Raw genomic sequence first — 24,500 nt, forward strand, 5'->3', positions numbered from 1 at the left:
CTCCTATTAATAAAAAAGGCAGAAAGGGAGCTAAACCCATTCTGCCTTTTATTGAATTACAGTTTAATCGTTTCCTGTCCCACCATGGAATTCTTTTTGATTTTGTCTGCTCTTTTAGACTAGTAAGTCGCTAGCAATGGCCCGGAAATATTATGCCAAACACTAAGATGGCACTCGGGACGCCGCTAGTGGAGAAAAATGAGCTGTCGCTAATGTAGCACCTAAACCGGAGTTTTGCATGCCCACTTCAATGGAAATCGCTTTTTGATCTTCGAATGGATTTGGCTGCTTCAAAACAGCTTTAAAATCACTAAACGAGAGAGTGAGATCCATCAAACATTATTATTCCAAGCAAAATGTATATGTAAGGAGCAATCCATTTAAATGGACGATTAAAAAAGACCCCTACACCATGGAAGGTGAAGAGGTCTCTTGCTTTCATAAGAAAAATTTTTTAATAGTTATATTTTCAAATCATTTTTCTAATATACCAGGGGTTTTCCCCATTACTTTTATGTTTTTATCTAACCTCATGAGCCATATTGTGAGCAACATCCCGATCAGTGTGAGTGAACCGTAAAATAAATACACCGCATATATCCCTGATTTATCCAAGATTATCCCGCCACTGAAAGTACTGAACCAGTTTCCCAATCCATTTCCAATGGCGGAATAAAGCGTTACTGCCGTAACTGTTATACGGGCCGGGACGACTTCCCGGATATATTGTAAAGCTGCCGGAATGAATAAGCCAAGTGAAAACCCTTGAATGATCGAAGTCACATATACGGTAGTCAAGCTTGGTTCGGTATAGTACAAACCCCAGCGGATCAATGAAGCCGTTCCAGCCAATAAGGTAATTGGCAGCAGGCCTATTTTATGAATCCAGGTACCTGCCATTCTCATAAATGGAATTTCTGATAGTACTGCTAAAAGGAACGCAATGCCAATTCCTGTATATGTCCCGCCTCTAGCCTCTACAAACAAACCATAGTATACATTATTTGCAAGATTAGGACCAAAAATCAAGAACGTTATAGCAAGAAAGATAAGGAAACGTTTCATTGTGATCAATTCTTTCATACCACCGAAAAGTTTTGCCTTTTCTCGAGGAGGCTCTTCGGGCAACCGGAGAGCTAGAAGAGCCGCGATCACTAGACCGAAGAAAAAGGCATAAAATATAACGGAAGGACCAATGAAGGATTCCGATAATTTCCCCATTACAAAAACGGCTACACCGTAACCAAGTGAACCGAATAAACGGATTTTTCCATAATTCGCTTTGATTCTTGTTGTATATTGAAGGGTGATGCTATCTGATACTGGTATTATGGCACTTTGAAAGATAGCCAAAGCTATTGCCACGGATACTATAAGTAAATAGTGATCAAACAGCAAGTAACTTAATCCGAATACACCAGCAAGCAACGATGTCATTGCAAGTATTTTTGCTGGTCTTCCACTCCAATCACAGACAATTCCCCAAAAAGGTTGAAAAACGATCATCACTATCGGTCCAACAGACATGATCGTACCTATTTCAATACCGGACAAACCTGCCTCATTGGCTAAATAAACGCTTAATAGTGGTGTTAAACTTCCCACTGCAAAAAATGAAAATAAGTAAAATACCTTCAAGCTTATAATATTTGCATCCTTTTGTTTTTCCAAATCCTGTTCCCCCATGCAGTCATCTTCTACCTCAAGTTTTCTTATATCTCAACGAACTCCGGATTATTTTCATGATTCCCAATTGAAAAGGCATATTTCATAGGTAGCACGTATTAAAGACAGTACCTTTATTAAACCTGCTCTCGACAAAGACATTTCCAAGGTGGCTTTCTATAATTTTAAGCTGATCACGAGACCTGATACATTACCAGATTAGATTTTTTCGTTGTAAAAAATGTTCTCCCAGTCTCTTAAGCTGCTCTGGCGGCATCCCAATTCCTATTTCGGTTAAGGATACTTGCACTTTCCCCCTCTAAGTACAGTAAACTAAAGATATTGAAAAGCGTACTGACTTACCAACAATGGGCTTAATTTCAAACTGTGTTTAATGATAATATATCCATCGAAAACATGAAACCGCAAAAAAGACATTTGCAGTACATGTATTGTTTTATACGATATGTAATAAAACCAAACCCTGCAAGAGCAATCGCTAATGCTAACTAAAAATTATTGTAGAAAAGTTGTATGCCGTCAATATTGAATTATCGAGAGTGAATATGTCTACAAAATCAAGTGTCCAAGTAGCCAATCCCATAGAGCGGCAGCTCCCTATATTATAGGCGTTAATACTTCTGGATCGTATAAATAACGTTGTTAGTAAATCCAACGCCGTATACCACGCCATTATCGTCAAAAGTACTGTAATCATGAAGTGGACAGGTATAATGAAGTCGCAATTGAATGTTCCATTTTTTTTCTTGACCACCTCTACCGTTCCATTCTCCTTTATTGTAATGGAAATTCATAGTACCTAAAAGGTTTTTTACTTCCCACCCCCATTCAGCCCCATATCTCAAGTAAATGTAGGTTTCTTTCATAAAATCAATAAAATGAGAAATACTATTCTTTTGTATAGAGTAGAATAGAAATACATGATATTGACAAGCATTCACACCTGCTTCATCTTGCAGGTCATTATCAAAAACAAAAATAATTATTCAAGAATATATTAATTAAGAATGTTAATTTCTTTATTTAATTATACCTATAGGTTTATAATTAAATAGAACTTTTATAGAGAGAAGGAGTGGGGGGCATGATTATGTCAGACCTGGCAGGTGCAAGTACAACAGAAATTATGCAAAAGAAGACCCAGCATAAAAAATTAACACTAAGACAAATATTACAGAGAGGTCTTTTAATTACAATCGGTGCAGTTTTAATGGCTGTCGGCCTCGAGATTTTTTTAGTACCGAATAACGTAATCGACGGAGGCATAACGGGAATATCGATTATGTTATCTTACATCACTGGATGGAAACTCGGTATCTTTCTTTTCGTATTGAATCTTCCTTTCTTTTTTATCGGTTATAAACAAATTGGAAAAACCTTCGCATTATCTACTCTGTATGGGATTTTAGTCCTTTCCATTACCACTACATTGCTTCATCACGTACCAGCTTTCACTCAAGATATCCTCCTAGCGTCCGCTTTCGGCGGAATGATTCTTGGCATTGGTGTTGGAATGGTCATTCGATATGGCGGCTCATTGGATGGTACAGAAATACTTGCTATACTCGCTAGCAAAAAGCTCCCTTTTTCCGTTGGGGAGATCGTCATGTTTTTTAATTTATTCATCCTTGGCAGTGCTGGCTTCGTTTTCTCGTGGGATCGCGCCATGTATTCGATTATAGCTTACTTCGTGGCTTATAAAACGATGGATATCGTCATCGCTGGTTTGGACGAATCCAAATTTGTTTGGATTATCAGTGATGAATTTGATGATATCGGCGACGCCATAATGAATCGCCTTGGTCGCGGCGTAACCTATTTAGCGGGCGAAGGTGCTTATTCCGGTGATGATAAAAAAGTCATCTTTTGTGTAATAAACAGGCTTGAGGAAGCTAAACTTAAAGATATAGTCAAAAGCTTCGATCCTTCTGCATTTCTTGCCGTAGGGGATATCGCGGAAGTTCGAGGCGGTCGCTTCAAGAAAAAAGATATTCACTAATCATCACCTGCTTTTTGCTAAATCAAATTGACAAAAAGATAAAAAAAGCTGAAGGGAGATTCCCTTCAGCTTTTTTTATACAGACTTAATAGTTTCTTGGATTGTTGATTGCTTGAAGCATTCTGGTGCCGGGTTTCATCTCGCTGCTACATAACGGACAAACGTGTTCATCATTACTTGTAAAGTTATCGCGAATCCAACCTTTGCAATCTTCTGATGTACATTCCCACACCTTTGTTTCTTCAGGAATGATTTCTTCCGTATTATTTCTTCTATACATATATCTCACTCCTTAGAATTGAATTGACTCCGTACTGCATAACAGATCACAAGCCATAAAGATAAAAAAAGAATAGATGGCTAATCTAAATTGTGAGTAAATACTCATTCGCAAATCTAAGATTTAATTCTTGTTCTTACACCCAAACTTTTTTTAGTGGTAGGAACTTGAGATTACGACATGAATTTTTAATATCTCAGTAACCATTATATCATATATATGCTTTATATATTTGAGTAAGATTCTAAAGATGTCGGTTTTCCTAATCAAAAAATGAAACACAGTCTCTGACTTACCCTTCAAGATAATCGAGACTGCGCCGTTTAAGAATCCATTCCATATGGTTCTTCTTGCTCGTTCGGATGAAAAATTCAAAGCGAATCGAGCATGAGAGTAATTTTAGTGCCAAAACCTAAAACAATGAAAGCCCTGCCTCTCTCCCATCCATACGGTTCCTAGACCGTGCCTGCGAGAATCAGATAAAAGCTTGTAAGTACATGTTTATTAATTAAAACCGTCCGTAATTCCAATTGGGAAAAAGTAAATTCCAAAAGATAAATGGTACATAGAAGTAAGTTAATGAAGAACAGAAATGGATCGAGGAAAATACTTGGTGATTACATGTATTTCTTTTTTCTAGATGTGTTTAACTTGTTTCTACTCCATCATGAAAAATGATGGAAAATTATTTCATTAATAAAAATGTTACTTTAAATTACCCTCCAGTGCTTTCTTTTAATAACACTGAAATTTAATCTTACCACATTTATTTATATATGTAAAGCATTAATCTAAAATGAAATCACTCCGTTATACTTCCCTTCATAAAAAATAAAGAGGCTATGATTCACCTCTTTTATTTAAACGCATTATATTCATTTTCAATTTTTGGAAGTTCCCTGACTTCCTCGACCAATTGACTTCCACACATTGGGCAATCATAGTTTTCCGAGGCAAAATCTTTTCTCATCCAACCATTACAATCTGCTGATCCGCACGCATATACTATCGTATCTTCCATAACGATTTCTGGTTCCTCTGAATTCTTTTTACCAAAATACATGAGCAACCTCCTCTTTTTTATATAAAGACTCTGATTAAAGGTGCGAAATTTCACCTTTTTATCATTCCTAGTATACGCATTAAACCAAATTCTTATTTATTCATTGATGAAATTATCCAAAAACCTTAACACCTACGTGTTTCCCAAACCTGCTTTAACCAAGATCGCTTTAATCATATAGTAGGAAATATTCTCAGGCAGGGCTTCTTTTAGTGGTTTCAGTTTTTCAGAATCCAATTGTTTCGCAGTATCCAAAACAAGGTCAAACTCTTCATCCGTGAAAATCTCTCCCCATTTGATATCCATGTGTTCTTCAGCACACTTTAATAAATGATTTTCAATTGAAATGGAAGACAGCCCTCTGGATGTCGCGATTTCCTTGATTGATTTACCTTCCTGATATAAGCGATAGCTTTCTAAATGTGATGGTTTAGTACTTCTTTTTACCGTTTCCTTAGTAACCAGTGTATTCTTATCCAGTTCAGGATGTGCCTGTACATAACGGGAAATACCTTTTAGGAACATGGCACCGAAGCGTTCGAATTTCTGGGACCCTACCCCTTTAACTTCTAGGAATTCCTCTTCCGTCCTCGGCAGTTTCACTGCCATATCTTTCAATGATGCATCCGAAAAAATAATGAAAGGAGGTACATTCTCCTTACTAGCCAATTCTTTTCTTAATTGTCTCAACTCTTCGAACAACCCATGATCCACACTGATGCTGTTTACTTTTTTTATTTCTTTACGGAGGACTTTTTTCTGCCCCAACAGCACTTCCCTGCCAGCATTGGTTACTTTAAGGACTGGAAATTGGCCGCCCGTCATTTCGATATACTGTTTTGCTGTCAGGAAATCAATGAAATCACCTACATCCTTTGCAGATTGATTATTGATGATTCCATAGGTAGAAAGCTTTTGAAAACCGAACTCTTCAATTTTCTTATTGCGTGAACCCGTGAGGACTTGGGAAATCATCGTTTTACCGAATCGCTCACCCATTCGCAACATGCATGAAAGGACCATCTGAGCCTGTGTAGTTACATCTACGGAATCCCGTTTATCTGTACAATTTTCGCAATGACCGCAATCTTCAGGGTTTTCATCTCCAAAGTATCGAAGAATGAAGGCTTGCAAACACCCCTCGGTAAAACAATAATCTTTCATTCTGTTCAACTTCTTCAATTCCTGGGATTGCCACTCCTGCGAAGGGTTTGATTGATCAATCAAGAAACGCTGTATCTGCATATCCTGGGGGGAATACAAAAGAATACATTCACTATCCAAACCATCCCTCCCTGCACGGCCGGCTTCCTGATAATAACTCTCCATGTTCTTAGGAGTTTGGTAATGGATGACGTATCTAACATTCGACTTATCGATTCCCATCCCAAAGGCAGATGTCGCTACCATCAAGGGAATGTCATCCCTAATGAATTGGTCCTGCTGTTCCGAACGGTCTTGTTCATTCATCCCGGCATGGTAACGGCCTGTCTTGAATCCGGCTTTATTAAGCTTGGCATACAAAGAATCGACTTCTTTCCTAGTAGCTGCATATATGATACCCGATTCATTTTTGTTTTTCTCTAAATAGCGCATTAAAAACCGTCCGCGATTTTCTTCTTTTACAACGGAAAAGAACAAGTTATCTCTGGAAAATCCCGTAGATACTGTATGCTCCCCTGATATTCCGAGCGACTGACAAATATCATCGGTCACATTTGGAGTGGCTGTTGCCGTTAATGCCAGTACAGTCGGAGATGATGGCATGTTTTTCAATAAGGTTTTGATTTTTAAATAGCTTGGTCTGAAGTCATGACCCCATTGAGATATGCAGTGGGCTTCATCAATGGCTACCATTGAAATGTCCACATTAAATAAATCCTGTTGAAATGCAGGATTTTCCAAGCGTTCCGGTGCCACATAAACCAATTTATATCTTCCTTGCTTAATATCGTTCATTCTATTGGATGATTCTAACCCAGAAATGGAGCTATTAAGAAATGTGGCATCAATCCCGTTTTGTTCGAGGGCATCTACTTGGTCCTTCATCAAGGAAATAAGTGGGGATATCACGAGTGTTATACCAGGTAACAAAAGGGCTGGAATTTGGTAACATATCGATTTACCTCCGCCAGTAGGCATGATTCCCGCGGTGTTTATTCCTCCCAACACCTGTTCGATAATCTGTTCCTGACCTTTTCTGAATGACTCATAACCAAAATATTCTTGTAAATACTCACGTGCTTTTTCCATCAATTCACTACTCCTCCTATTTACCTTGTAAGGATTTATAAGGATCTATTACTTTCATTGTACCTGCTTTTCCCGTGAACCAAAAGGACAAAAAAAGTAGACACATTAAATCTCTGTGTCTACTTTTTTCAATATATAAACATGTTTTGCATGGTTAAATTAATTTAGGATTTGCACTTTAACGTTTTTAACGCCCCAATTCACGGCATCCTGTTCGTTTGGAACAAATATGTCCACTCTATTTCCTTTGATGGCACTGCCTGTATCGGCTGCCGTTGCGTAGCCATAACCTTCAACATAAACCTTTGATCCTAGTGGAATGACTGAAGGGTCCACGGCAATCACTTTTGCATCAGGATTAGCTTTCAAGTCCACTCCTGTGGCTGTTGTTCCGCTGCAGCCTTGACAATCAGCCGTATAGGCGGTTGCACTAACAGTAATCTCTTTTCCAGATTCTGCTTGATCTTGGGATTCATTGTTTGTGTCTGCTGGTTCCGATTGTTCAACTGGTTCTGATTGTTCAACTGGTTTTGATTGTTCAACTGGTGCCGCTTGTTCAACTGGTGCCGCTTGTTCAGATTTCTGCGCAGGCTCTACACTCGCCGCTTCGACTTTGTTAGCCGCTGGTTTAATGATTAGTTCCTGTTTCGGATGGATAGTATCTGAATTTAAACCGTTCCAAGATTTAATATCATTTACAGCTACATCATATTTGTCTGCAATGTCCGACAATGTGTCACCTGACTTGACTTTATAATGCTTTTCTTGAGAAATATGTATTGTTTCCCCTACATAAATCGCGTCTGAAGACAAATCATTCCAAGACTTAATATCTTCTATTGATACTTTATATGTTTGAGATATCCCCCATAATGTGTCTCCATCTTTCACTTTGACATCTTCTGCTTGTACCGGAATTGTGAATGCACCGGATATTGCAGCCGCTGCCGCTAACGATAAGATTGATTTTTTCATATGTTGTTACCTCCTTGTGAGCTGCTTTATAAGCTACGAGTTCAATCTTAACATAACTTTTTTCTATACAAAGAACAAACAGATAAAGAATAGATGACAAACATCACAGGAAGATAACGGCACTATAACAAGTTATTTTAATATTCTGAAAATATATTATTTCCCGTCTCTTTCCTTTCCATACCAGTTGAGTCATATTATGTATTGCCTAATCATAATAATTAGAGGCTATATCTTTACAAAGGAGGTATTTTTTTGACGCGCGAAAAGACTTTTACCTTAGTTAAGTCATATAAACCTTTCCATAGTAAATTCGATCCTTGCCCGCCGATTGGGAGGAAGTACTACAGGACACCTCCTAATTTGTATATTAATTTTCAACCGCCGAATTTGGAGCAGTTCACACCTGAGGAAGCTTTGAAATACGGTACACTTTGGAAATTCTTTTATGATTTTTATGATAATCCATATCGGGAAAGGGAGACATAAATGAATAAGAAACTGGGTGATGAATATTATCAGTTGCTTGAACAAATACAGGCTGCGGATTTCGTACTTGTCGAGTTGACTCTTTATTTGGATACACATCCTAACGATCAGCAAGCATTACAGCAATTCAATCAATTTCATGAATACTCCAAACAATTGAAATCGGTTTTTGAGCCTAAATATGGTCCGTTATTGGGTTTTGGAAACAGTCCAGACGGTGAAAATAAATGGGAATGGGGCCAAGGCCCTTGGCCATGGCAGGTATAAGGAGAGATATCTATGTGGGTTTATGAAAAGAAGCTGCAATATCCAGTTAAAGTAAGAGACTGTAATCCTCGTTTGGCAAGGTATTTAATAGAACAATATGGGGGTGCTGATGGTGAGTTGGCTGCAGCACTCCGTTACTTAAATCAACGATATACAATTCCAGATAAAGTGATTGGCCTGCTGACGGATATTGGAACGGAAGAATTCGCCCATTTAGAAATGATCGCCACGATGATTTATAAACTTACAAAAGACGCAACCCCTCAGCAGATGGTTGCAGCCGGGCTAGGTGATCATTATGTTAATCATGATAGTGCCCTTTATTATCATGACGCGGCGGGGAATCCATGGACTGCCACATATATCCAAGCCAAAGGAGATCCCATTGCAGATTTATATGAAGATATCGCCGCTGAAGAGAAGGCCAGAGCAACCTATCAGTGGTTGATCGACATCTCGGATGATCCTGATATCAATGATTCACTCAGGTTTTTGCGTGAGAGGGAAATTATCCATTCGATGAGGTTCAGGGAAGCTGTGGAGATTTTAAAAGAAGAAAAAGGTAAAAAGAAGTTTTTTTAATGAAACCACATGAAAAAAGCAGCGGATAAAAATCCGCTGCTTTTTTCATTTACGGTCTGAGGAATATGTCCATCCATCTTCCTGGTAAACCTTTTCTTCTTTCATCAGTTTGCCCAGAGCACGTTTGAACGCTCCCTTGCTTAAACCGAAGTTAAACTGGATATCATCAGGTGGCGTTTTGTCGCCATACGGCATGGCACCGCCACGATTCATTAAATATGTGAAGATGACATCAGCATCTTCCCCCATTAAATCTTGTTTAAAGGGAATTAAAGAAACGTTAAGCGTTCCATCTTCTTTACTATCAATGACGCGCCCTTCAACTAATTCACCAAGTCGGGGCTCCTCCTTACGTTCACTTTCGTGAATGAAACAACGGTATCCTTCTTGGGAAACAAAGAAAGACCCAACCATAAGCAAACGATAGACATTTCCCTTAACAGTGGTGTTACGGACTCCTTTTAAAGGAGCTTTTACTGCTATCTCCTGGATTACATCTTCCGTTGCAAGTTTACCAAACAGACGGTCATTACGATCTGTCTTTAGGGATACATATAGACGGTCGCCAACCTCAGGCCATAAACGATCAATATTCGGAAGGTCGTCCAGTGATACAAGAATATCTTTGGAAAGGCCGATGTTCACAAAAACACCAAGTTTCCTTTTCACATTGACAACTTCCGCCCAGCCATACTGATCAATCTGAATTTCGGGGATCTTCATTGTCGCTGTTAGCCTTGCTTGTTTATCATGGTAGATGAATACAGTTACTTCATCTCCAAGTTCAAGTTCCGTTCCATCATTCATTTCATTATGATGAAGTAAGACATCTTCTGAACCGTCAGTTAAAAACCATCCGAAATCAGCCTTACGTTCCACTTCTAACTCTACAGCCAAACCGGCCTGAATTTTTTGCATGTATTTAAATCCTCCTGTGACTTACCTTTACCTACAATTGTACCCAATTATTTATTTTTCCATCATATTTGAATTTATCATTTTTTTCTTGTTCTGTATACCTATTACGGTTTTTTTTTTCACCCTTGCCGTCTTTATCTAAAGCCTGAGGGACCAGAATCTGTCCTTGTTTACCATTACTATGCATGATCCTTTGGATAATTGGCTCGGTTTATATGGTTTAATTAAATAATCTTAGCTCCCAAGGAGATTCCCTTTTCCCTTTCATCAAGTGCGGTCGATACTTATCTACCTGAACGATCTTCTGATCCTGCAATTTCAATCTTAGTTATTTCGATGATATAATTTAGCGATCAACTGAAAGGAAAAAGAAAACATTCATGACAAATAAATTGTATTATACGTCCACCAAGACTTCCCGATGGGAAACCCAAATCCGGGAGACCTTTGAAGAAAATGGCTTTTACTACATCACTCTTGAAGAAACCGCCTTTTATCCCGAAGGGGGCGGCCAGCCTGCAGATACTGGAAAAATAAAAGGAATCACCGTTCTTGACGTTATAAATAGCAATGATGGAAGGATTCTTCATAAGACTGAAACACGGCCAGGTTCAGAGATGGTTCACTGTGAAATTGATTGGTCCCGCCGTTTCGATCATATGCAACAGCATAGCGGCCAGCATTTACTCTCTGCAGTCTGTCGGGAATTGTTTGACGCTAATACGGTCAGCTTTCATCTTGGAAAGGAATATTTAACGATTGATATTACATCCGGATCTAAATGGACTGAAGTACATACGGCTGCAGTTGAAAAGCAAGTTAATCAATATATCATTGAGAATCGAGAAATACTGATATATTACGTGACAAAAGAGCAATTACAGACACTTCCTGTCGTCAAAATGCCTAAAGTGTCTGAGAATATCCGTATTGTTGAAATAGAAGGAATTGAGTATAACCCTTGCGGTGGAACCCATGTAGAAAGAACCGGGGAGATTGGCTTAATAAAAATTTTCAAAACGGAGAAGCAGAAAGAACATACCCGCCTCTATTTTAAGTGTGGCTTCAGGGCATTGGACGATTTTTCCGAGAGTCTTGGAATTCTTTCAGCCTTATCGACTAAATTCAATACCGGACGTACAGAGATACTTAATAGGGTGGAGAAACTGGAAAATGACTACAAGCAGCTGCTATCGGAAAATGAAAACTTAAAACTTGAAAATGCCAAGTATCTTGCTGACACCCTGCTTGCTGAAAATGTAGGGGGATTCATCTCTCATATTTTCGAAGATAGCTCAATGAAAGAACTGCTTTACCTTTCAGGTACGATTGTAAAAATGGAAGAGGTCATCGTATTATTAGCATCACGTAAGGAGCAAAAGGTTATTCTTTCGCACAGTGGGTCCTTCCCCTTACATTGCGGACAATATTTTAAAGCTGAACTCAGTTCTTATAATGGGAAAGGCGGAGGGAACGAACAGACTGCACAAGCAGGTTTTGCATCACAAAATGACCTAATGGCATTTTACCAATACACAGTTGAAAAATTAGGCCAAAATCCTGGTGAATAAAACTTCTGCGAAATAGTCTATGCCAACTCGTGATTTATTTTACAGAAATAAGAAGATAGAGGACAGTTAAAGTCCTCTATCTCCTTATTCTTCTATTTTCAATTTCCGTAACCCTTCTTTTTCAATATGAAGATGATATTTTTCTTCAAGCTCCATGATACGTATAAATGCTTTCTCCTGATTATATTCATGGTTTTCCGATTCCTCGGCAAATTCTTTTCTTGCCATATGATAGGCCAGCTTATCCCTGAACACGCCTTCTTCATACTCATCTATGACTTCATGAAGTTGATCCTCCAGTTCCTTGCTTAAATCATATATTTCATATTCCTTCACATACTGTACTCCTTCCATGCCGAAATCTTTGGCAAAGGAATTAAGATACTGTTCCATCTCACTGAATTCTTTATTATTTTCAGTATCGGAAGCAACCCAATATCCGTACTGAACCATTTTGAATAATGTTTCATATTGTTTCTTGGTAAAATTGATCTTCATTGTCCATTAACTCCTTTTCCGGTTTCCTTACATCAAAAAGAATAAACCGCAATGGAACAAAAGTCCAATGCGGTTCATTCTCAATCCATTATTTCCGTTACAGAAAAATAAGCTGCTTTTTCCGTATCTACAACATAATGGCAATCGCCTTTAACCAAATTATAATAACGGTGCTTTTGAATATTTGAAATCATTTGAGTGGAGTCATCGCCCTCTACCTCATGCTCTAATTCTTTGCCGCCTGGAAAATAAAAACCAACTTTCAATTTCATCTTTCTCATCCTTCCCTTCATCTGGTTGAATCTCTCTTTTATTTCTTATCCTTTCTAATGCAGTTATAAACATAAATAAAATGCTTATTCACTTTTCCCATGATATTCTAGGGAAAACTACAAAAAAAGAAGGTGTTTTTGATGAAAATCAGGAAAGCGAGAGAAGAAGATGTAAATGGAATAGCAAATGTACATATAAACAGCTGGCAAACGACATATAAAGGGATCCTCCCGGATCAATACTTGTCTTCCTTGAATCTGGAAGCCAGAAAGAAAAATTGGCAAAGAAATTTAAAGATGCTGCATAATGCCACCTTTGTTGCGGAAAATGCCAATGGGGAAATCATCGGTTTCGCTGCCGCAGGGCCTGAACAAACGAATGATCCGCATATTCAAGGGGAAGTATATGCTGTCTATTTTTTAAAAGAATATCAACGACAGGGACTTGGCCGAAAAATGATAAAAGCGGTCATACATGAGCTCATTAAAATGGAACATAAGAATTTAATAATCTGGGCATTGAAGGATAATCCTTCTTGCGGTTTTTACAAGGCGCTCGGCGGTCAAGTCATTGCTGAAAAAACCGTTAGAATGGCTGGCATCGAGCTTATCGAAGTCGGTTTTGGGTGGAAAGATATTCAGGATATCCTTTTTCATTTGTAAACATAACCTGGAGGATGGTTACATTCCCCCTTCCTCTCATGTCTCGATAAGGAAAGCATTTTTCTCATTACCTAAAAAATAAAGCCGGTGCAATGGCCTTGTCATTGTTACATATAGCAGTTTGATATCAAGCTCATTTTCACGGCAATATGCTTCTTCCAGGGATATTGCAAATACGACATCGAATTCCAGACCTTTGGCTTGATATGAAGGAACAATTAACGTCTTATCCTTGGGGATGTTTCCCGCCTCATTTATTAAATGAAAGCCTTGATGGAATCCACTAAGTTTCTCGTTTGCCAGTTTACAATCTTTCATCGTTTTTGCAATGACGGCAAACGTTTTGAAACCTTCCCCTTTAAGCCCTTCAATAAGTTCGATCAGCTTTTCTTCCCAGCCTTCCTTTTCTATGGAAATGAATTCCGGATTCCGGCCATGACGGACTACAGGTTCTACTTCCGGGAAATCGTATGTTAACAACTGTAGAATCCGGTTAGCTTGTTTCATTATTTCAACAGTGGTTCTATAACTTTTTTGTAATTCAGTATACGTCGCCCGCGGGAAAATACGATTGTGAACTTCCTCCCATGTCTGAAGTCCGCGGTATGAATGGATGCCTTGTGCAAGGTCACCTACGAGTGTGAACATGTCAGTATCCACTGCGGTTTTGAGTGCCTGTAACTGCATGAAACTATAATCCTGAGCCTCATCAATGACGACATTTTTTGCTTTGTTTTCTTTGTCGACACCAAAAAGCCGCTCCTGAAGGTATAATAATGCACCTAAGTCCTCCATTTCGTAACATTTATCAGAAAAATGTTTTTGATTATACTCACATAAAGCATTAGCATCTTCAACAGTAAGTTTACCGTTACTGTACGAGGCTAGCCGCTCCGGATCTTGATATAATTCCTGATAGTATTGGAGAAGATCCTTCTTTTTGAATTGCTTAAAATAGCCTTTTACGGAAGAACGGATCGCCTTTTTGATCTGCCCGATCCTTTCTTCTTTTTTATCGAGGCATTTTGTAACAAATTCCTTACGTACGACTGGATCGATATTCTTATAGAGAGCCTTCTCGATTTTGGCCTCATAAAAATCAACAGCACGTTCAAGCATTATTTTCTTTTTCAATTTCACTTCATTTTGTAAAATGGCCTTCAGTTTGTCCAGCCTGCTGTATAACGGTAAATACCAATAATCCTCTTCCAATAACCTTATGAACTTCTTAGCGGAATAGAGGCGATATTTATCACAATAAAAATCTGTATCCGGATGAAACCCCTGGAAAATATCCTTTACATATTCGTCCAAAATATATTTAAATGCAGGGGAGCCCTTTAGACCTGATATCCAGACAGCGGTCTTTATTTCTTCATCATCCTTTTCCAGCAATCGAGTTAATTTATCATCCGCTACAAGCTTCACTTGCTTACCTATCGCTGCCTGAACATATTCGGAAAATGTGTATTGTTTTACTTTTTCAACACCCAATTCTGGTAATGCTTCAGATATGTAATCAATGAACACCCTGCTCGGTGCAAGAATCATTAATTGTCTCGGATCGAACAAGTCTTTATAATGGTAAATGAAATATGAGATTCTATGTAAAGCAATTGTTGTTTTACCACTGCCCGCTGCGCCCTGGACTATGATTGGCTTGTTCAAATCTGCACGAATGATTTTATTTTGTTCTTCCTGGATCGTGGTAATGATATCTGTCAATCGATTACTGGAACTTTTAGAAAGGGATTCCTGCAACAATTCATCCGTTGTTGTTAAATCAATATCCCTTACCTCTTCCAAGACACCTTCTTCTATCATTAGTTGCCTCTTTAAAGTGATGTTCCCGCAAAATGTTTCCCCTTCCGCTTCATATTCAATTTCACCAATCCGCCCCTCATAATAAAGGTTTGCAATTGGTGATCGCCAATCGACAATGATCTGTTCCTGGCTTTCCCTCTGATAAAGGGATGTTTTTCCGAAATAAAGCACTTCGCCACTTTCACCATCATTCCTTTCAAAATCCACTCTTGCAAAGTAAGGCTTTTTACTGGCTTTGCGTAAACTTTCAAGTTCAGATTTGGACATTTCAAAAAAGTTGGCTGTAGTCAGCAACTGAGAATATAAGGCGGATTCAGACCAATCGGCATCACCAAAAGCTTCTTGCATATTCCGCTGAAATTGATCTTTGCTTGTTTCTGATGTTTTGATGACTACATCGATATAACGTTTGGTAAAATCCAGCCTTTGTCGTTCATGTTCGAAATCAGGGTGACTTCCCAAAAAAACCACTCTCCCTTCCTTATTTATTTATCAAACTAAAAAAATGCCGATGCTAAGTCGAAATGGACATTTATACTATCAGAAAACCCAATGGTTTACAAATCTGGATACATAGAATTATATACTTGAAATTAACTTTTCCGATATTTCACATAATTTGAAGAATGCACTATAAATTTTAGATTGGACGTTGCTATAAAATGTTGACTTATGAAAGAGCATCCAAAATGCTTTCAGGAGGAAATCTTTAATACATTTCAGAAATCAAAAGAGGAATATTTTATAATTACTTATTTGAAATTACCATTCTGGGAGTAGGAAGTTTATTTTTTTATTTTATCCTGTTGATCAGTTTATCCAAAAGAATGATGTTAATGGACATTATACTATTCTTAATGATATGCAGGGAATTTATTGTATATCAAGAAAATGTCAAACACATCAAGCATGCTTTGGAACAATTTCTTTTATGGGCGATGCGAAATCATTTTTCTCTCGGAATGATCTTTAACATGAGAATAATCAACACAAAAAAGCACTTCTATTAGGGTAAAGTGCTCGGTTAAACCATTCTGCTCCTACAATTGTCATCAACTCTTAACATAAATAACGCTAATTTAATATTTTATTGGAAACTCACATTATATACTTAAAATTAATTACATAACTTTTTTAAGAAAGTGGGAACTGTCATGGAAATAAATGAAAGACCACCAATGCTATCCCCTAAATTAATCCATGAACTTGAAATTTTATCATCCAAAACAAATATGCCTGTTTCTGAATTACTGGAAATATCTGTAGTATCACTGCTAGAAAAAGTGAATAATACCAAAGAACTCAATGTTGGTCTTAATAATAAGGAAATGATTTTAAGAAATAAAATCATCATTAATCAAAATAAAGAAGTTTTGAATAAACAAAGCACTTGACCATAATAGGTTAAGTGCTTTTTGCTTCCTAACTGCCACTGTATTAATGGAATAGATATTCTATCGTGGTTTCCAATGTAATATTTATACCTTAAGATTTCATTGATGCGCCAATAAAGTAGTCGCTAAATTCCCTTCATATTAAAAAAATCATATCGGTTTGAATGTGTAATTTCGCATAAAAACATCGACAAATTTTCAAGTCCCCCTAACGTTGTCCAACCCAGGCCATGCTTTTCGTTTGCATCTGCGGATCAAGTAGATCTCTGTGAATAGAATAATGGTTAGAAAACATCGTTATCACCAAGTTTAATACTTCTATTTTAAAACAAAAAAAACATGTAGGCAAAAGGAGTTCTATCTACATGTTAAACAAATTTGATTGGAACGGGTGTGCGCGACTCCTGCGGGAAAAGCGCGTCCAAGCGAGACCTCACATGCGCAAAGGCGCCGATTAGGCTCCCGGACCGCCCGCGGAAAGCGAGTGCCCTACTTTCCAATCAACGTTCGATTTTTTACAAGCCCTCAAAAAAACTGTAGACAAATTTGATTTTCATCAAGTTTGTCTACAGTCTGAAGCAACTATTAAACCGCTTATCAATTGTCATGTATGTACCTTCTATGAAATCATGTATCCCTCTATGATCTTTTATTATGCCAACCATGAATGCACTAATTTGGCAAAAGAGTTTATTGATTTAAATGATCGATGTACAAACAGAATAAAAGCGAAGTTAAGATTTGGCCAGTGGTTGGAGTACTTGTGGCGTTTATTGCAAAACAAGTATAAAAAAAGCAATAAAAAAATGGGGACCTTCAATAGTTAAGTCAATGCTTAAAAGTTCTGAAGCAGTTGCAAAAGTAGTTGCGAAAGAATTGGGATATTCTAAAACCAATTATCTCTCTAAGAAAGCAGTTGTATATTACAATAAGAAAGGGAAGCCAAAATATATAGTTAGAGACATAGATAGTCATAATGGCGGTTTTTGGAAAGGTGCATTAACAGTAAAAGATCTAGGAAGTAAGAAAACTAGATCTGGAACTTACGATATAGATTTAAATAGAATAGGGGATTAAATAATTTATGGAAAGAATTCAACAATTCAATGTTAATTTTAAGGACGAAGAAACCCCATTTTTTCAGGTAGATACAAATCATAGAATAAGATTTGGAATGGATGAAATAAGCGGGAGTCTTCTTACAACTATCCTTAAAGACATATTCAACACTAATGAAAAGATTGATACGTCTTTTATTATAGGAAATATAACAAATAATAAAAGGCATCATGAAAAAAATGGGATAGGAAAATCAATCAAAATAAACAATTGGGAAGAAGTCATAGTTAAAGATGAAGAAATGGATGCTGAGATAATTTATGCTACAGTAAAGGGTCTAAATAATTCAGATGTGTATAATTATTGTAAGAAAGTCCACCAAGGGCATAGAGAAGCTTATATCGTTTTTTATAATGATAGGTTCCTCATTTATGTGAATAATGATGTTCTCGATATTATTTCTAATGATAGTAATTTGATTCGAGAATTGAAAGTTAAATACGAAAAACATCTTAATGAGTATTACGCGTAACAAGTACATTATAATAATGTGTGATTTTAACCATAGTGAGTCCTCTGTGTATAAGGGGCTCATTATGGTCTTTTTGTGAGGGTAATTATACTTAGTGTACCTCACCTTTTTCCCCTAAGCATTATCACCCAATAAAAGTCATCTTTCATTGCACAAAGTCTTGAAAAACGGAGCATATGAGAGTATTCAGGATTAAATCAAAGGACTCTTGATATCTATTCCTCAGTCCTTGTCATTTTTATTTATAATTTTCATCAACATTGAAGCATTAGGGGTAACTAATTTCCTTTAATATCCAAATAGTTACTGACTTTATTCTGATTGTAATTATCGTATGTAAAGTTCTCATTGATTATCTTCATTTCTAGTAACAACCTATTGATTGTCATTAATAATTCACTCTTCTTGCTTGCTTAGGATATAAGTCAACATTTCATCCATCTTATCTGCATGTGCTAATTTGTTATTTCCACCACGATGCTCAACTTTTACAATAGGATCATCTAATATTTTCTTAATGATAAACTTATTTTTATCCTTCAAATAAGTGAAATAACCTTCCCACTCTTTGAGCTGCGCTTGTTTGGAATATCCTGTTTTCACTTTTTCATTTAATGCTTCACATAGTGCTTTGTTGTTTTTGAAAATTTCTCCTTCACTAAAGTTTCATGTGTTGATAATATTACTCATTTTAATATTCCGTTACTCCTTTCATCCTTTAAATAATATAGTTTGATTACTGACTCCTATTTTTTCTGCAACCTCATTTGTATTGGATATCTAAAACCTTACAAATAAACTCTAAGCCTCTCATTACTCTCACTCCAAATCTGATTGAATCAACTTTCCCTACACTAATAAATAATCTGATTAAATCAGATTGTAAATAATATACATGTAAATATTTAGTATTAACGTTAGAAATTCTACCTTATTACCTTGTTTTTAATAATCCACCTTTAACTTTTTACAAAAATAAGATACAATTTAAATGATGCACAGTTTAAAACATACAAGATCGTAAACTGCTTTTTGTATGAATCAGCGTAAAACTAATGAAACAAAGTGTTGGACACGTTGAAACAAAAGTATTTTGGAGGAATGTAAATAAATGATTACAGTAAATAATGTTGGTTTACGTTATGGTGATCGTAAACTGTTTGAAGATGTTAATATAAAATTCACGCCTGGTAACTGCTACGGTCTGATAGGTGCTAATGGTGCGGGTAAATCTACGTTCCTAAAAATCCTTTCCGGTGAAATTGAAGCACAATCCGGTGATGTCCATATGGGGCCTGGCGAACGCCTTGCCGTTCTAAAACAAGATCACTTCGCTTTTGAAGAAGAAGAGGTCCTTAAAGTTGTCATTATGGGACACGAAAGATTATATGAAGTCATGCAAGAAAAAGATGCCATCTATATGAAGGAAAACTTCACGGACGAAGACGGAATGAAAGCGGCCGAACTTGAAGGTGAATTTGCCGAATTAAATGGTTGGGAAGCTGAACCTGAAGCTTCCATTCTCTTAAAAGGCCTTGGTATTGCAGAAGACCTGCATACAAAGAAAATGGCAGAATTGAACGGTGGCGACAAAGTTAAAGTATTGCTTGCCCAGGCACTATTCGGTAAGCCGGATGTTCTATTACTGGATGAGCCTACCAACCACTTGGACTTAAAAGCGATCAAATGGCTGGAAGAGTTCTTGATCAACTTTGAAAACACAGTTATCGTAGTTTCCCATGACCGTTACTTCCTTAACAAAGTTTGTACACATATTGCGGATCTAGATTTCGGTAAAATCAAAGTTTATATCGGTAACTATGACTTCTGGTATGAATCAAGCCAGCTTGCCCTTAAATTGACTCAAGATGCCAACAAGAAAAAAGAAGAAAAAATCAAAGAGCTTCAAAATTTCATCGCTCGATTCAGTGCCAATGCATCCAAATCAAGCCAGGCGACATCCCGTAAGAAATTATTGGACAAAATCAGCTTGGATGACATACAGCCTTCTTCTCGCCGCTATCCATATGTCGGCTTTTCACCTGAGCGTGAAATCGGGAATGACCTGCTTCGTGTAGATGGAATCTCGAAAACGATCGATGGCATAAAAATATTGGATAATGTCAGCTTCACAATGAATAAGGGTGACAAAATCGCTTTTGTCGGTAAAGATGAGATTGCCAAAACAACAATGTTCAAAATCTTGGCAGGTGAAATTGAACCGGATAGCGGCTCATTCAAATGGGGCGTTACGACCTCTCAGGCATACTTCCCTAAAGATAATGCCGAGTTCTTTGAAGGTGTCGATTTAACTCTTGTCGATTGGCTCCGTCAATATTCTCCTAATGACCAGAGCGAAAGCTTCCTGCGCGGTTTCTTGGGCAGAATGTTATTCTCTGGCGATGAAGTTACGAAAAAGGCAAGTGTTCTTTCAGGGGGCGAAAAAGTCCGCTGTATGCTTTCTAAAATGATGTTAAGCGGTTCGAACGTGCTAATGCTTGATGAACCTACTAACCATCTAGACTTAGAGTCAATTACGGCATTGAATAACGGTTTGATCAGCTTTAAAGGATCGATGATCTTCTCTTCTCATGATCATCAGTTCATCCAAACTATAGCGAACCGAATCATTGAACTTACACCAAAAGGTACAGTTGATAAGCAAATTAGCTATGATGAATACCTTGAAAATAGCCAATTACAAAAACAAGTGGCTGAAATGTACAAATAAGATTTATGAAAGCACATCCTTATTGGATGTGCTTTTTTTTGGTTCCTGATTCTCCCTACCTGCATTTGTTTCATTCCTTCAATGCATTGAAGGTATAAAAAACACTCTGCAATAAATATAATAATATTCCTTGAAAGATGGGCACTGAATAATTTCATGGTTAAAAAGGTATATTGGTAAGGAAGGAGTGAGTTGAATTGGATGGTCATACAGTGAAAAATATTTTTGAGGATACAGGATACCTTTTTTTATATGATAAATTCAGTTATCAATTTTATGTATCCGGATTGTTCGACTTAGTGGATCAAGAAAAAATAATTTCGGATTTTTTAAATACTTATGGCTTCGAGGATAAAAATCCACTCTTTTTTGACGACTTTTCCTTTTACTTTAATTGTTTTCATTATTCCCACCAAAAGCAAAATTTGTTAAATTTCTTGAAAGCCGAGTATGATGAACAAATTTGTTAAATACAAAAGGCCAGGTAAACTGATCCGGCCTTTTCTTAAAACATACACGATTCAAAAAAGGTAAGCGCATATCAGTGCTCTTACCTTAGACTGTAGACAAACTCGATGAAAATCGATTTTGTCTACAGTTTTTTTATGGGTGTACAATTTAGACGTTGATTTCCGCTCCAGGCACTCGCTTTCCGCGGGCGGTCCGGGGCCTCCTCGGTGCCTTTGCGCCTGCGGGGTCTCCCCCTGGACGCGCTTTTCCCGCAGGAGTCTCGCACACTCGCTCCAATCAACTTTGTTTTAACTTTTAGATAGAACCCTTTTGCCTAGAATTATTAAAATCTTGAGGTGATGAGGATGCTTTTAAACATGATTCTATTCAGCGAGATCAACTTGAAATGATTACTTTAGATCAACTGGTGCCAGCGAACCAGTTGGTTCGTAAAATTGAGGAGAAGAATGGAAAAAAATAAGAGACTGTCCATTCTAGAAGAGATACTACCATCCATAGGACTTCTTTGTATCGTAACCTATTGGTAGAACTATAAAAGCCAGTCTCTTAATAAAAAGAACTGGCAACTTTCTCTATTACATTCTTTTTGCTCCTAAATACCTTTTCTTCCAATAACTATTATCCATAGAGGAAATGCTAACACCATTTGATGAGGAGCTGTGTATGAATTGATTACCACCTATATAAATACCAGCATGTGAGGCACCAGGTTTATAGGTTTCATAAAAGACCAAATCTCCAACTTGTGGTTTGGACACTTTTGTCCCCTTTTTATAGATTTCCGATACCGTTCTTGGTAAAGTGACATCTGCACCTTTATCGAAAGCGTATTTTAGGAATCCGCTGCAATCAAAACCTTTTGGTGTAGTTCCACCCCATACATACCGTACATTCAAATGTTTTTTTGCTTCATTCACAATCGCAGTAGATTTATTGCTTGTTTTATTAATATTAGCTACGTTGGATGTCTGCTTTTTTACCCCCAAAGCTTTATATGTATTCGGACCTACAATACCATCAGCTTTTAAGCCTTTACTTTTTTGGAACTTTACGACTGCACTTTTAGTAACGGTACCAAAATATGTAGTTGTATTATTACTCTTAAAGTATGCTTTTTTCTTTAGAACCTCTTGTAATTGTTTTACTTCTGTATGAGTCATTCCACTTTTTAATGTTCGATCGCCCAATGCAGCATTACTAACCAACGGATTTGATAGTAACAATCCAGAGACTACAAAAGATGCTATAATTTTTTTCATTTTCTCCCCCGATAAAATTTCTTTTTTTATAATTTTATCATCTTTAAGTGACACACATATTTACCTAATTTTACATTATCATTACAAATTTGTGCATAAAGTGTGCATAAAATACAAAATAACTAAAATATCCCTAACGTTCCCGAAAGGTGTTAAGACTATGGACTATGAATCATCCTAAAATAGTTTCTTTTTTTCGAACCACATATACTCTACTTCTTATAGTCCCTAATAGATTTTTCTGGAATTAGGGTGAAAAAATAAACAATAGGTAGTAGATATTATTGTTTAATACTTAAGAGTAAATGAAAAAGGCTGCCTTAAATACAGTTTAAGTACATTTTTTCACATACTCAATAAAAAGAGTCGTTTTCCCTATAAGAGAAACGACTCTTTTGGTAAACATGGCAATAAATTGACCAACGTTGTATCCATGTTTTATATATTTCGAGAATCCGATACTACTTCCTTCACTCCATTGCGTTTTAAAGCAGTACTCAGTATCACAATCGTGCTTACTAATCCAATCCAAACAAGAACAGTAACAGGTGTATTCCAGGTTAAGCCTTCCCCAAAGAAGAAAAATCCTCGAAGCCCTTCTACCATAAATCTCATTGGCAACCAAGAATAAACCCAATCGTGATAAAATGGAGACATCATTTCTGGAGCCATTGCAAGCAATGGTGCACCAAAGAAAAGCATTAAGATAAAAATAGGCATACCTTTAAGCCCCAATAGTGAAAGTACAGCTAATATCATTAGAAAAAAGCTAAAGGATGTAATTGATAAAAATAAAGCCGTATCCATGAAATTCGGGATATTTAAACCAACCATACCATCTGCTATCCAGGTTAAGCCAAATCCAATTACCAGAGCTACAACCGCACCCATTAAAATTTGCCCGAACTTTCTGACAAGGTTTTCTTTTCTAGTGCGGATCGGCATTTTGCTAATGGAAATAAAGATAATCGCAGCACTTGCCAAACTAGCCATCCATAATGGCTGGAATAAAGAAACAGGAGCATTTCCATTCGCACTATTCGTGCCAATTTCATTGACATTTGTGACTTTCTTAGCGATTGGAACTGCAAGGCTTGCTGCCTGTTTTGCAGTCAATGTTGCTCCTTGTTTTTCAAAACCATCAAGTAGTTGTTTTCGGACAGTGTTGTTCATGTTGTCAACTACTCCATTCAAGACCTGTCCTGCCATCGTTGAAGCAGCCGTATTCATTCCCTGATTAATAAATATTTGTACTTCAGGTGCAGAAGGTGCTGGTGTCCGTAATGATGCTTGCTTTGGACTAAAATCTTTGGGAATAACTAAAGCCGCGTAATACTTTTGATTATCTAAACCTTTTTGGACTGCCTCAATACTGTCTACTTCTGCCCATTTTACAGTAGGGTCTCTATCCTTGGTTGATGCTGAAGACTTTTGTATCATTTCAACAATCGTTTGCCCCATGTTCATCTTTGGTTGATTAGGAATTTCCACTCCTTCATCCTCATTTACGATTGCAATCGGCAGATTTTTCGGTTGTGATTGAACCGATGGAAATAATGTCAGTGAAAAAATAAAAATAACTGCAAATGCGATGATAGGTGAAATCAATACCAGTTTGTTTTTAAACATATTTTTCCCCTCCTTGGTTTGGGTTTATAATAAAGAACAACCTGTTGTTTTATTTACTACATTCAAATTATAATTTGGGGACTAG

The 24,500-nt window shown here is 37.2% G+C and carries 22 protein-coding genes and 2 pseudogenes; 10 read left to right on the plus strand and 14 right to left on the minus strand.

Annotation, left to right across the window (positions count from 1 at the left end):
- Window positions 1-119: 119 nt before the first annotated feature.
- Together QUF78_RS15275 and QUF78_RS15280 are read right to left on the minus strand one after the other, a co-directional pair.
- Window positions 120-267 (minus strand): annotated as a pseudogene (locus tag QUF78_RS15275) (bile acid:sodium symporter family protein); the annotation flags it as partial.
- A gap of 207 nt (window positions 268-474) precedes the next feature.
- Window positions 475-1,671, minus strand: coding sequence for an MFS transporter (locus QUF78_RS15280; RefSeq protein ID WP_289325333.1), 1,197 nt, complete (start codon window positions 1,669-1,671; stop codon window positions 475-477).
- A 1,099-nt stretch (window positions 1,672-2,770) separates the two neighbouring features.
- On the opposite strand from QUF78_RS15280, the gene QUF78_RS15285 reads away from it, so the two are divergent.
- Window positions 2,771-3,685, plus strand: coding sequence for a YitT family protein (locus tag QUF78_RS15285; RefSeq protein WP_289325334.1), 915 nt, complete (start codon window positions 2,771-2,773; stop codon window positions 3,683-3,685).
- A gap of 85 nt (window positions 3,686-3,770) precedes the next feature.
- On the opposite strand, the gene QUF78_RS15290 is transcribed toward QUF78_RS15285, so the two are convergent.
- From QUF78_RS15290 to QUF78_RS15305, 4 genes are all read right to left on the minus strand, one after another.
- Window positions 3,771-3,965, minus strand: a complete 195-nt coding sequence (locus QUF78_RS15290; protein ID WP_034307294.1) for a cold-shock protein — start codon at window positions 3,963-3,965, stop codon at window positions 3,771-3,773.
- A gap of 856 nt (window positions 3,966-4,821) precedes the next feature.
- A complete protein-coding gene (locus QUF78_RS15295) occupies window positions 4,822-5,028 on the minus strand; it encodes a cold-inducible protein YdjO-related protein (RefSeq protein WP_061463486.1) in 207 nt (68 codons plus the stop codon).
- 132 nt (window positions 5,029-5,160) lie between these two features.
- Entirely contained in the window at window positions 5,161-7,284 is a 2,124-nt protein-coding gene (gene recQ, locus QUF78_RS15300) for a DNA helicase RecQ (protein WP_289325335.1), read from the minus strand.
- Window positions 7,285-7,440: 156 nt separating this feature from the next.
- The gene (locus QUF78_RS15305; protein ID WP_289325336.1) at window positions 7,441-8,256 is read right to left on the minus strand and encodes a 3D domain-containing protein; all 816 of its coding nucleotides are present in this window, start codon (window positions 8,254-8,256) and stop codon (window positions 7,441-7,443) included.
- 255 nt (window positions 8,257-8,511) lie between these two features.
- Between QUF78_RS15305 and QUF78_RS15310 the strand changes: the two genes are divergently transcribed.
- Genes QUF78_RS15310 through QUF78_RS15320 form a run of 3 tightly spaced genes read left to right on the plus strand, consistent with a single transcriptional unit; the run spans window position 8,512 to window position 9,594 of the window.
- Window positions 8,512-8,745: a spore coat associated protein CotJA gene (locus QUF78_RS15310; RefSeq protein ID WP_063234475.1), complete on the plus strand. Its 234-nt coding sequence runs from the start codon at window positions 8,512-8,514 to the stop codon at window positions 8,743-8,745.
- Window positions 8,746-9,012: a spore coat protein CotJB gene (locus QUF78_RS15315; RefSeq protein WP_289325337.1), complete on the plus strand. Its 267-nt coding sequence runs from the start codon at window positions 8,746-8,748 to the stop codon at window positions 9,010-9,012.
- Between the two features lie 12 nt (window positions 9,013-9,024).
- A complete protein-coding gene (locus tag QUF78_RS15320) occupies window positions 9,025-9,594 on the plus strand; it encodes a manganese catalase family protein (RefSeq protein ID WP_289325338.1) in 570 nt (189 codons plus the stop codon).
- 45 nt (window positions 9,595-9,639) lie between these two features.
- Here QUF78_RS15320 and QUF78_RS15325 read toward each other — a convergent pair whose 3' ends face one another.
- Together QUF78_RS15325 and QUF78_RS15330 are read right to left on the minus strand one after the other, a co-directional pair.
- Entirely contained in the window at window positions 9,640-10,512 is an 873-nt protein-coding gene (locus QUF78_RS15325; protein WP_289325339.1) for a CvfB family protein, read from the minus strand.
- Window positions 10,513-10,543: 31 nt separating this feature from the next.
- The gene (locus QUF78_RS15330; RefSeq protein ID WP_289325340.1) at window positions 10,544-10,699 is read right to left on the minus strand and encodes a hypothetical protein; all 156 of its coding nucleotides are present in this window, start codon (window positions 10,697-10,699) and stop codon (window positions 10,544-10,546) included.
- 193 nt (window positions 10,700-10,892) lie between these two features.
- Between QUF78_RS15330 and QUF78_RS15335 the strand changes: the two genes are divergently transcribed.
- Window positions 10,893-12,083: an alanyl-tRNA editing protein gene (locus QUF78_RS15335; protein WP_289325341.1), complete on the plus strand. Its 1,191-nt coding sequence runs from the start codon at window positions 10,893-10,895 to the stop codon at window positions 12,081-12,083.
- An 84-nt stretch (window positions 12,084-12,167) separates the two neighbouring features.
- Here QUF78_RS15335 and QUF78_RS15340 read toward each other — a convergent pair whose 3' ends face one another.
- Both QUF78_RS15340 and QUF78_RS15345 read right to left on the minus strand, forming a co-directional pair.
- Window positions 12,168-12,581: a hypothetical protein gene (locus tag QUF78_RS15340; protein ID WP_289325342.1), complete on the minus strand. Its 414-nt coding sequence runs from the start codon at window positions 12,579-12,581 to the stop codon at window positions 12,168-12,170.
- 80 nt (window positions 12,582-12,661) lie between these two features.
- Window positions 12,662-12,853, minus strand: coding sequence for a hypothetical protein (locus QUF78_RS15345; RefSeq protein ID WP_289325343.1), 192 nt, complete (start codon window positions 12,851-12,853; stop codon window positions 12,662-12,664).
- A gap of 141 nt (window positions 12,854-12,994) precedes the next feature.
- Here QUF78_RS15345 and QUF78_RS15350 point away from each other — a divergent pair, with 141 nt between their 5' ends.
- Entirely contained in the window at window positions 12,995-13,516 is a 522-nt protein-coding gene (locus tag QUF78_RS15350) for a GNAT family N-acetyltransferase (protein WP_289325344.1), read from the plus strand.
- A gap of 36 nt (window positions 13,517-13,552) precedes the next feature.
- On the opposite strand, the gene QUF78_RS15355 is transcribed toward QUF78_RS15350, so the two are convergent.
- Entirely contained in the window at window positions 13,553-15,802 is a 2,250-nt protein-coding gene (locus QUF78_RS15355) for a HelD family protein (protein ID WP_289325345.1), read from the minus strand.
- A 692-nt stretch (window positions 15,803-16,494) separates the two neighbouring features.
- Between QUF78_RS15355 and QUF78_RS15360 the strand changes: the two genes are divergently transcribed.
- The 3 genes and pseudogenes from QUF78_RS15360 (at window position 16,495) to QUF78_RS15370 (ending at window position 18,325) form a co-directional block, all read left to right on the plus strand.
- Window positions 16,495-16,734, plus strand: coding sequence for a hypothetical protein (locus QUF78_RS15360; RefSeq protein ID WP_289325346.1), 240 nt, complete (start codon window positions 16,495-16,497; stop codon window positions 16,732-16,734).
- Between the two features lie 739 nt (window positions 16,735-17,473).
- A pseudogene (locus tag QUF78_RS15365) lies at window positions 17,474-17,811 on the plus strand (toxin C-terminal domain-containing protein); the annotation flags it as partial.
- A gap of 7 nt (window positions 17,812-17,818) precedes the next feature.
- Complete coding sequence (locus tag QUF78_RS15370) at window positions 17,819-18,325, plus strand: hypothetical protein (protein WP_289325347.1); 507 nt, start codon at window positions 17,819-17,821, stop codon at window positions 18,323-18,325.
- A 396-nt stretch (window positions 18,326-18,721) separates the two neighbouring features.
- Here the strand turns inward: QUF78_RS15370 and QUF78_RS15375 are convergent, their stop codons facing one another.
- Complete coding sequence (locus QUF78_RS15375; protein ID WP_289325348.1) at window positions 18,722-18,928, minus strand: hypothetical protein; 207 nt, start codon at window positions 18,926-18,928, stop codon at window positions 18,722-18,724.
- Between the two features lie 508 nt (window positions 18,929-19,436).
- On the opposite strand from QUF78_RS15375, the gene QUF78_RS15380 reads away from it, so the two are divergent.
- Complete coding sequence (locus tag QUF78_RS15380) at window positions 19,437-21,056, plus strand: ABC-F family ATP-binding cassette domain-containing protein (protein ID WP_289316127.1); 1,620 nt, start codon at window positions 19,437-19,439, stop codon at window positions 21,054-21,056.
- Window positions 21,057-22,102: 1,046 nt separating this feature from the next.
- Here QUF78_RS15380 and QUF78_RS15385 read toward each other — a convergent pair.
- On the minus strand, window positions 22,103-22,786 hold the full coding sequence (locus QUF78_RS15385) for a C40 family peptidase (RefSeq protein ID WP_289325349.1): 684 nt from the start codon (window positions 22,784-22,786) through the stop codon (window positions 22,103-22,105).
- A gap of 438 nt (window positions 22,787-23,224) precedes the next feature.
- A complete protein-coding gene (locus tag QUF78_RS15390; RefSeq protein WP_289325350.1) occupies window positions 23,225-24,415 on the minus strand; it encodes a YhgE/Pip domain-containing protein in 1,191 nt (396 codons plus the stop codon).
- Window positions 24,416-24,500 lie beyond the last annotated feature (85 nt).

It is taken from the genome of Peribacillus sp. ACCC06369 (assembly GCF_030348945.1).
GTDB lineage: Bacteria > Bacillota > Bacilli > Bacillales > DSM-1321 > Peribacillus.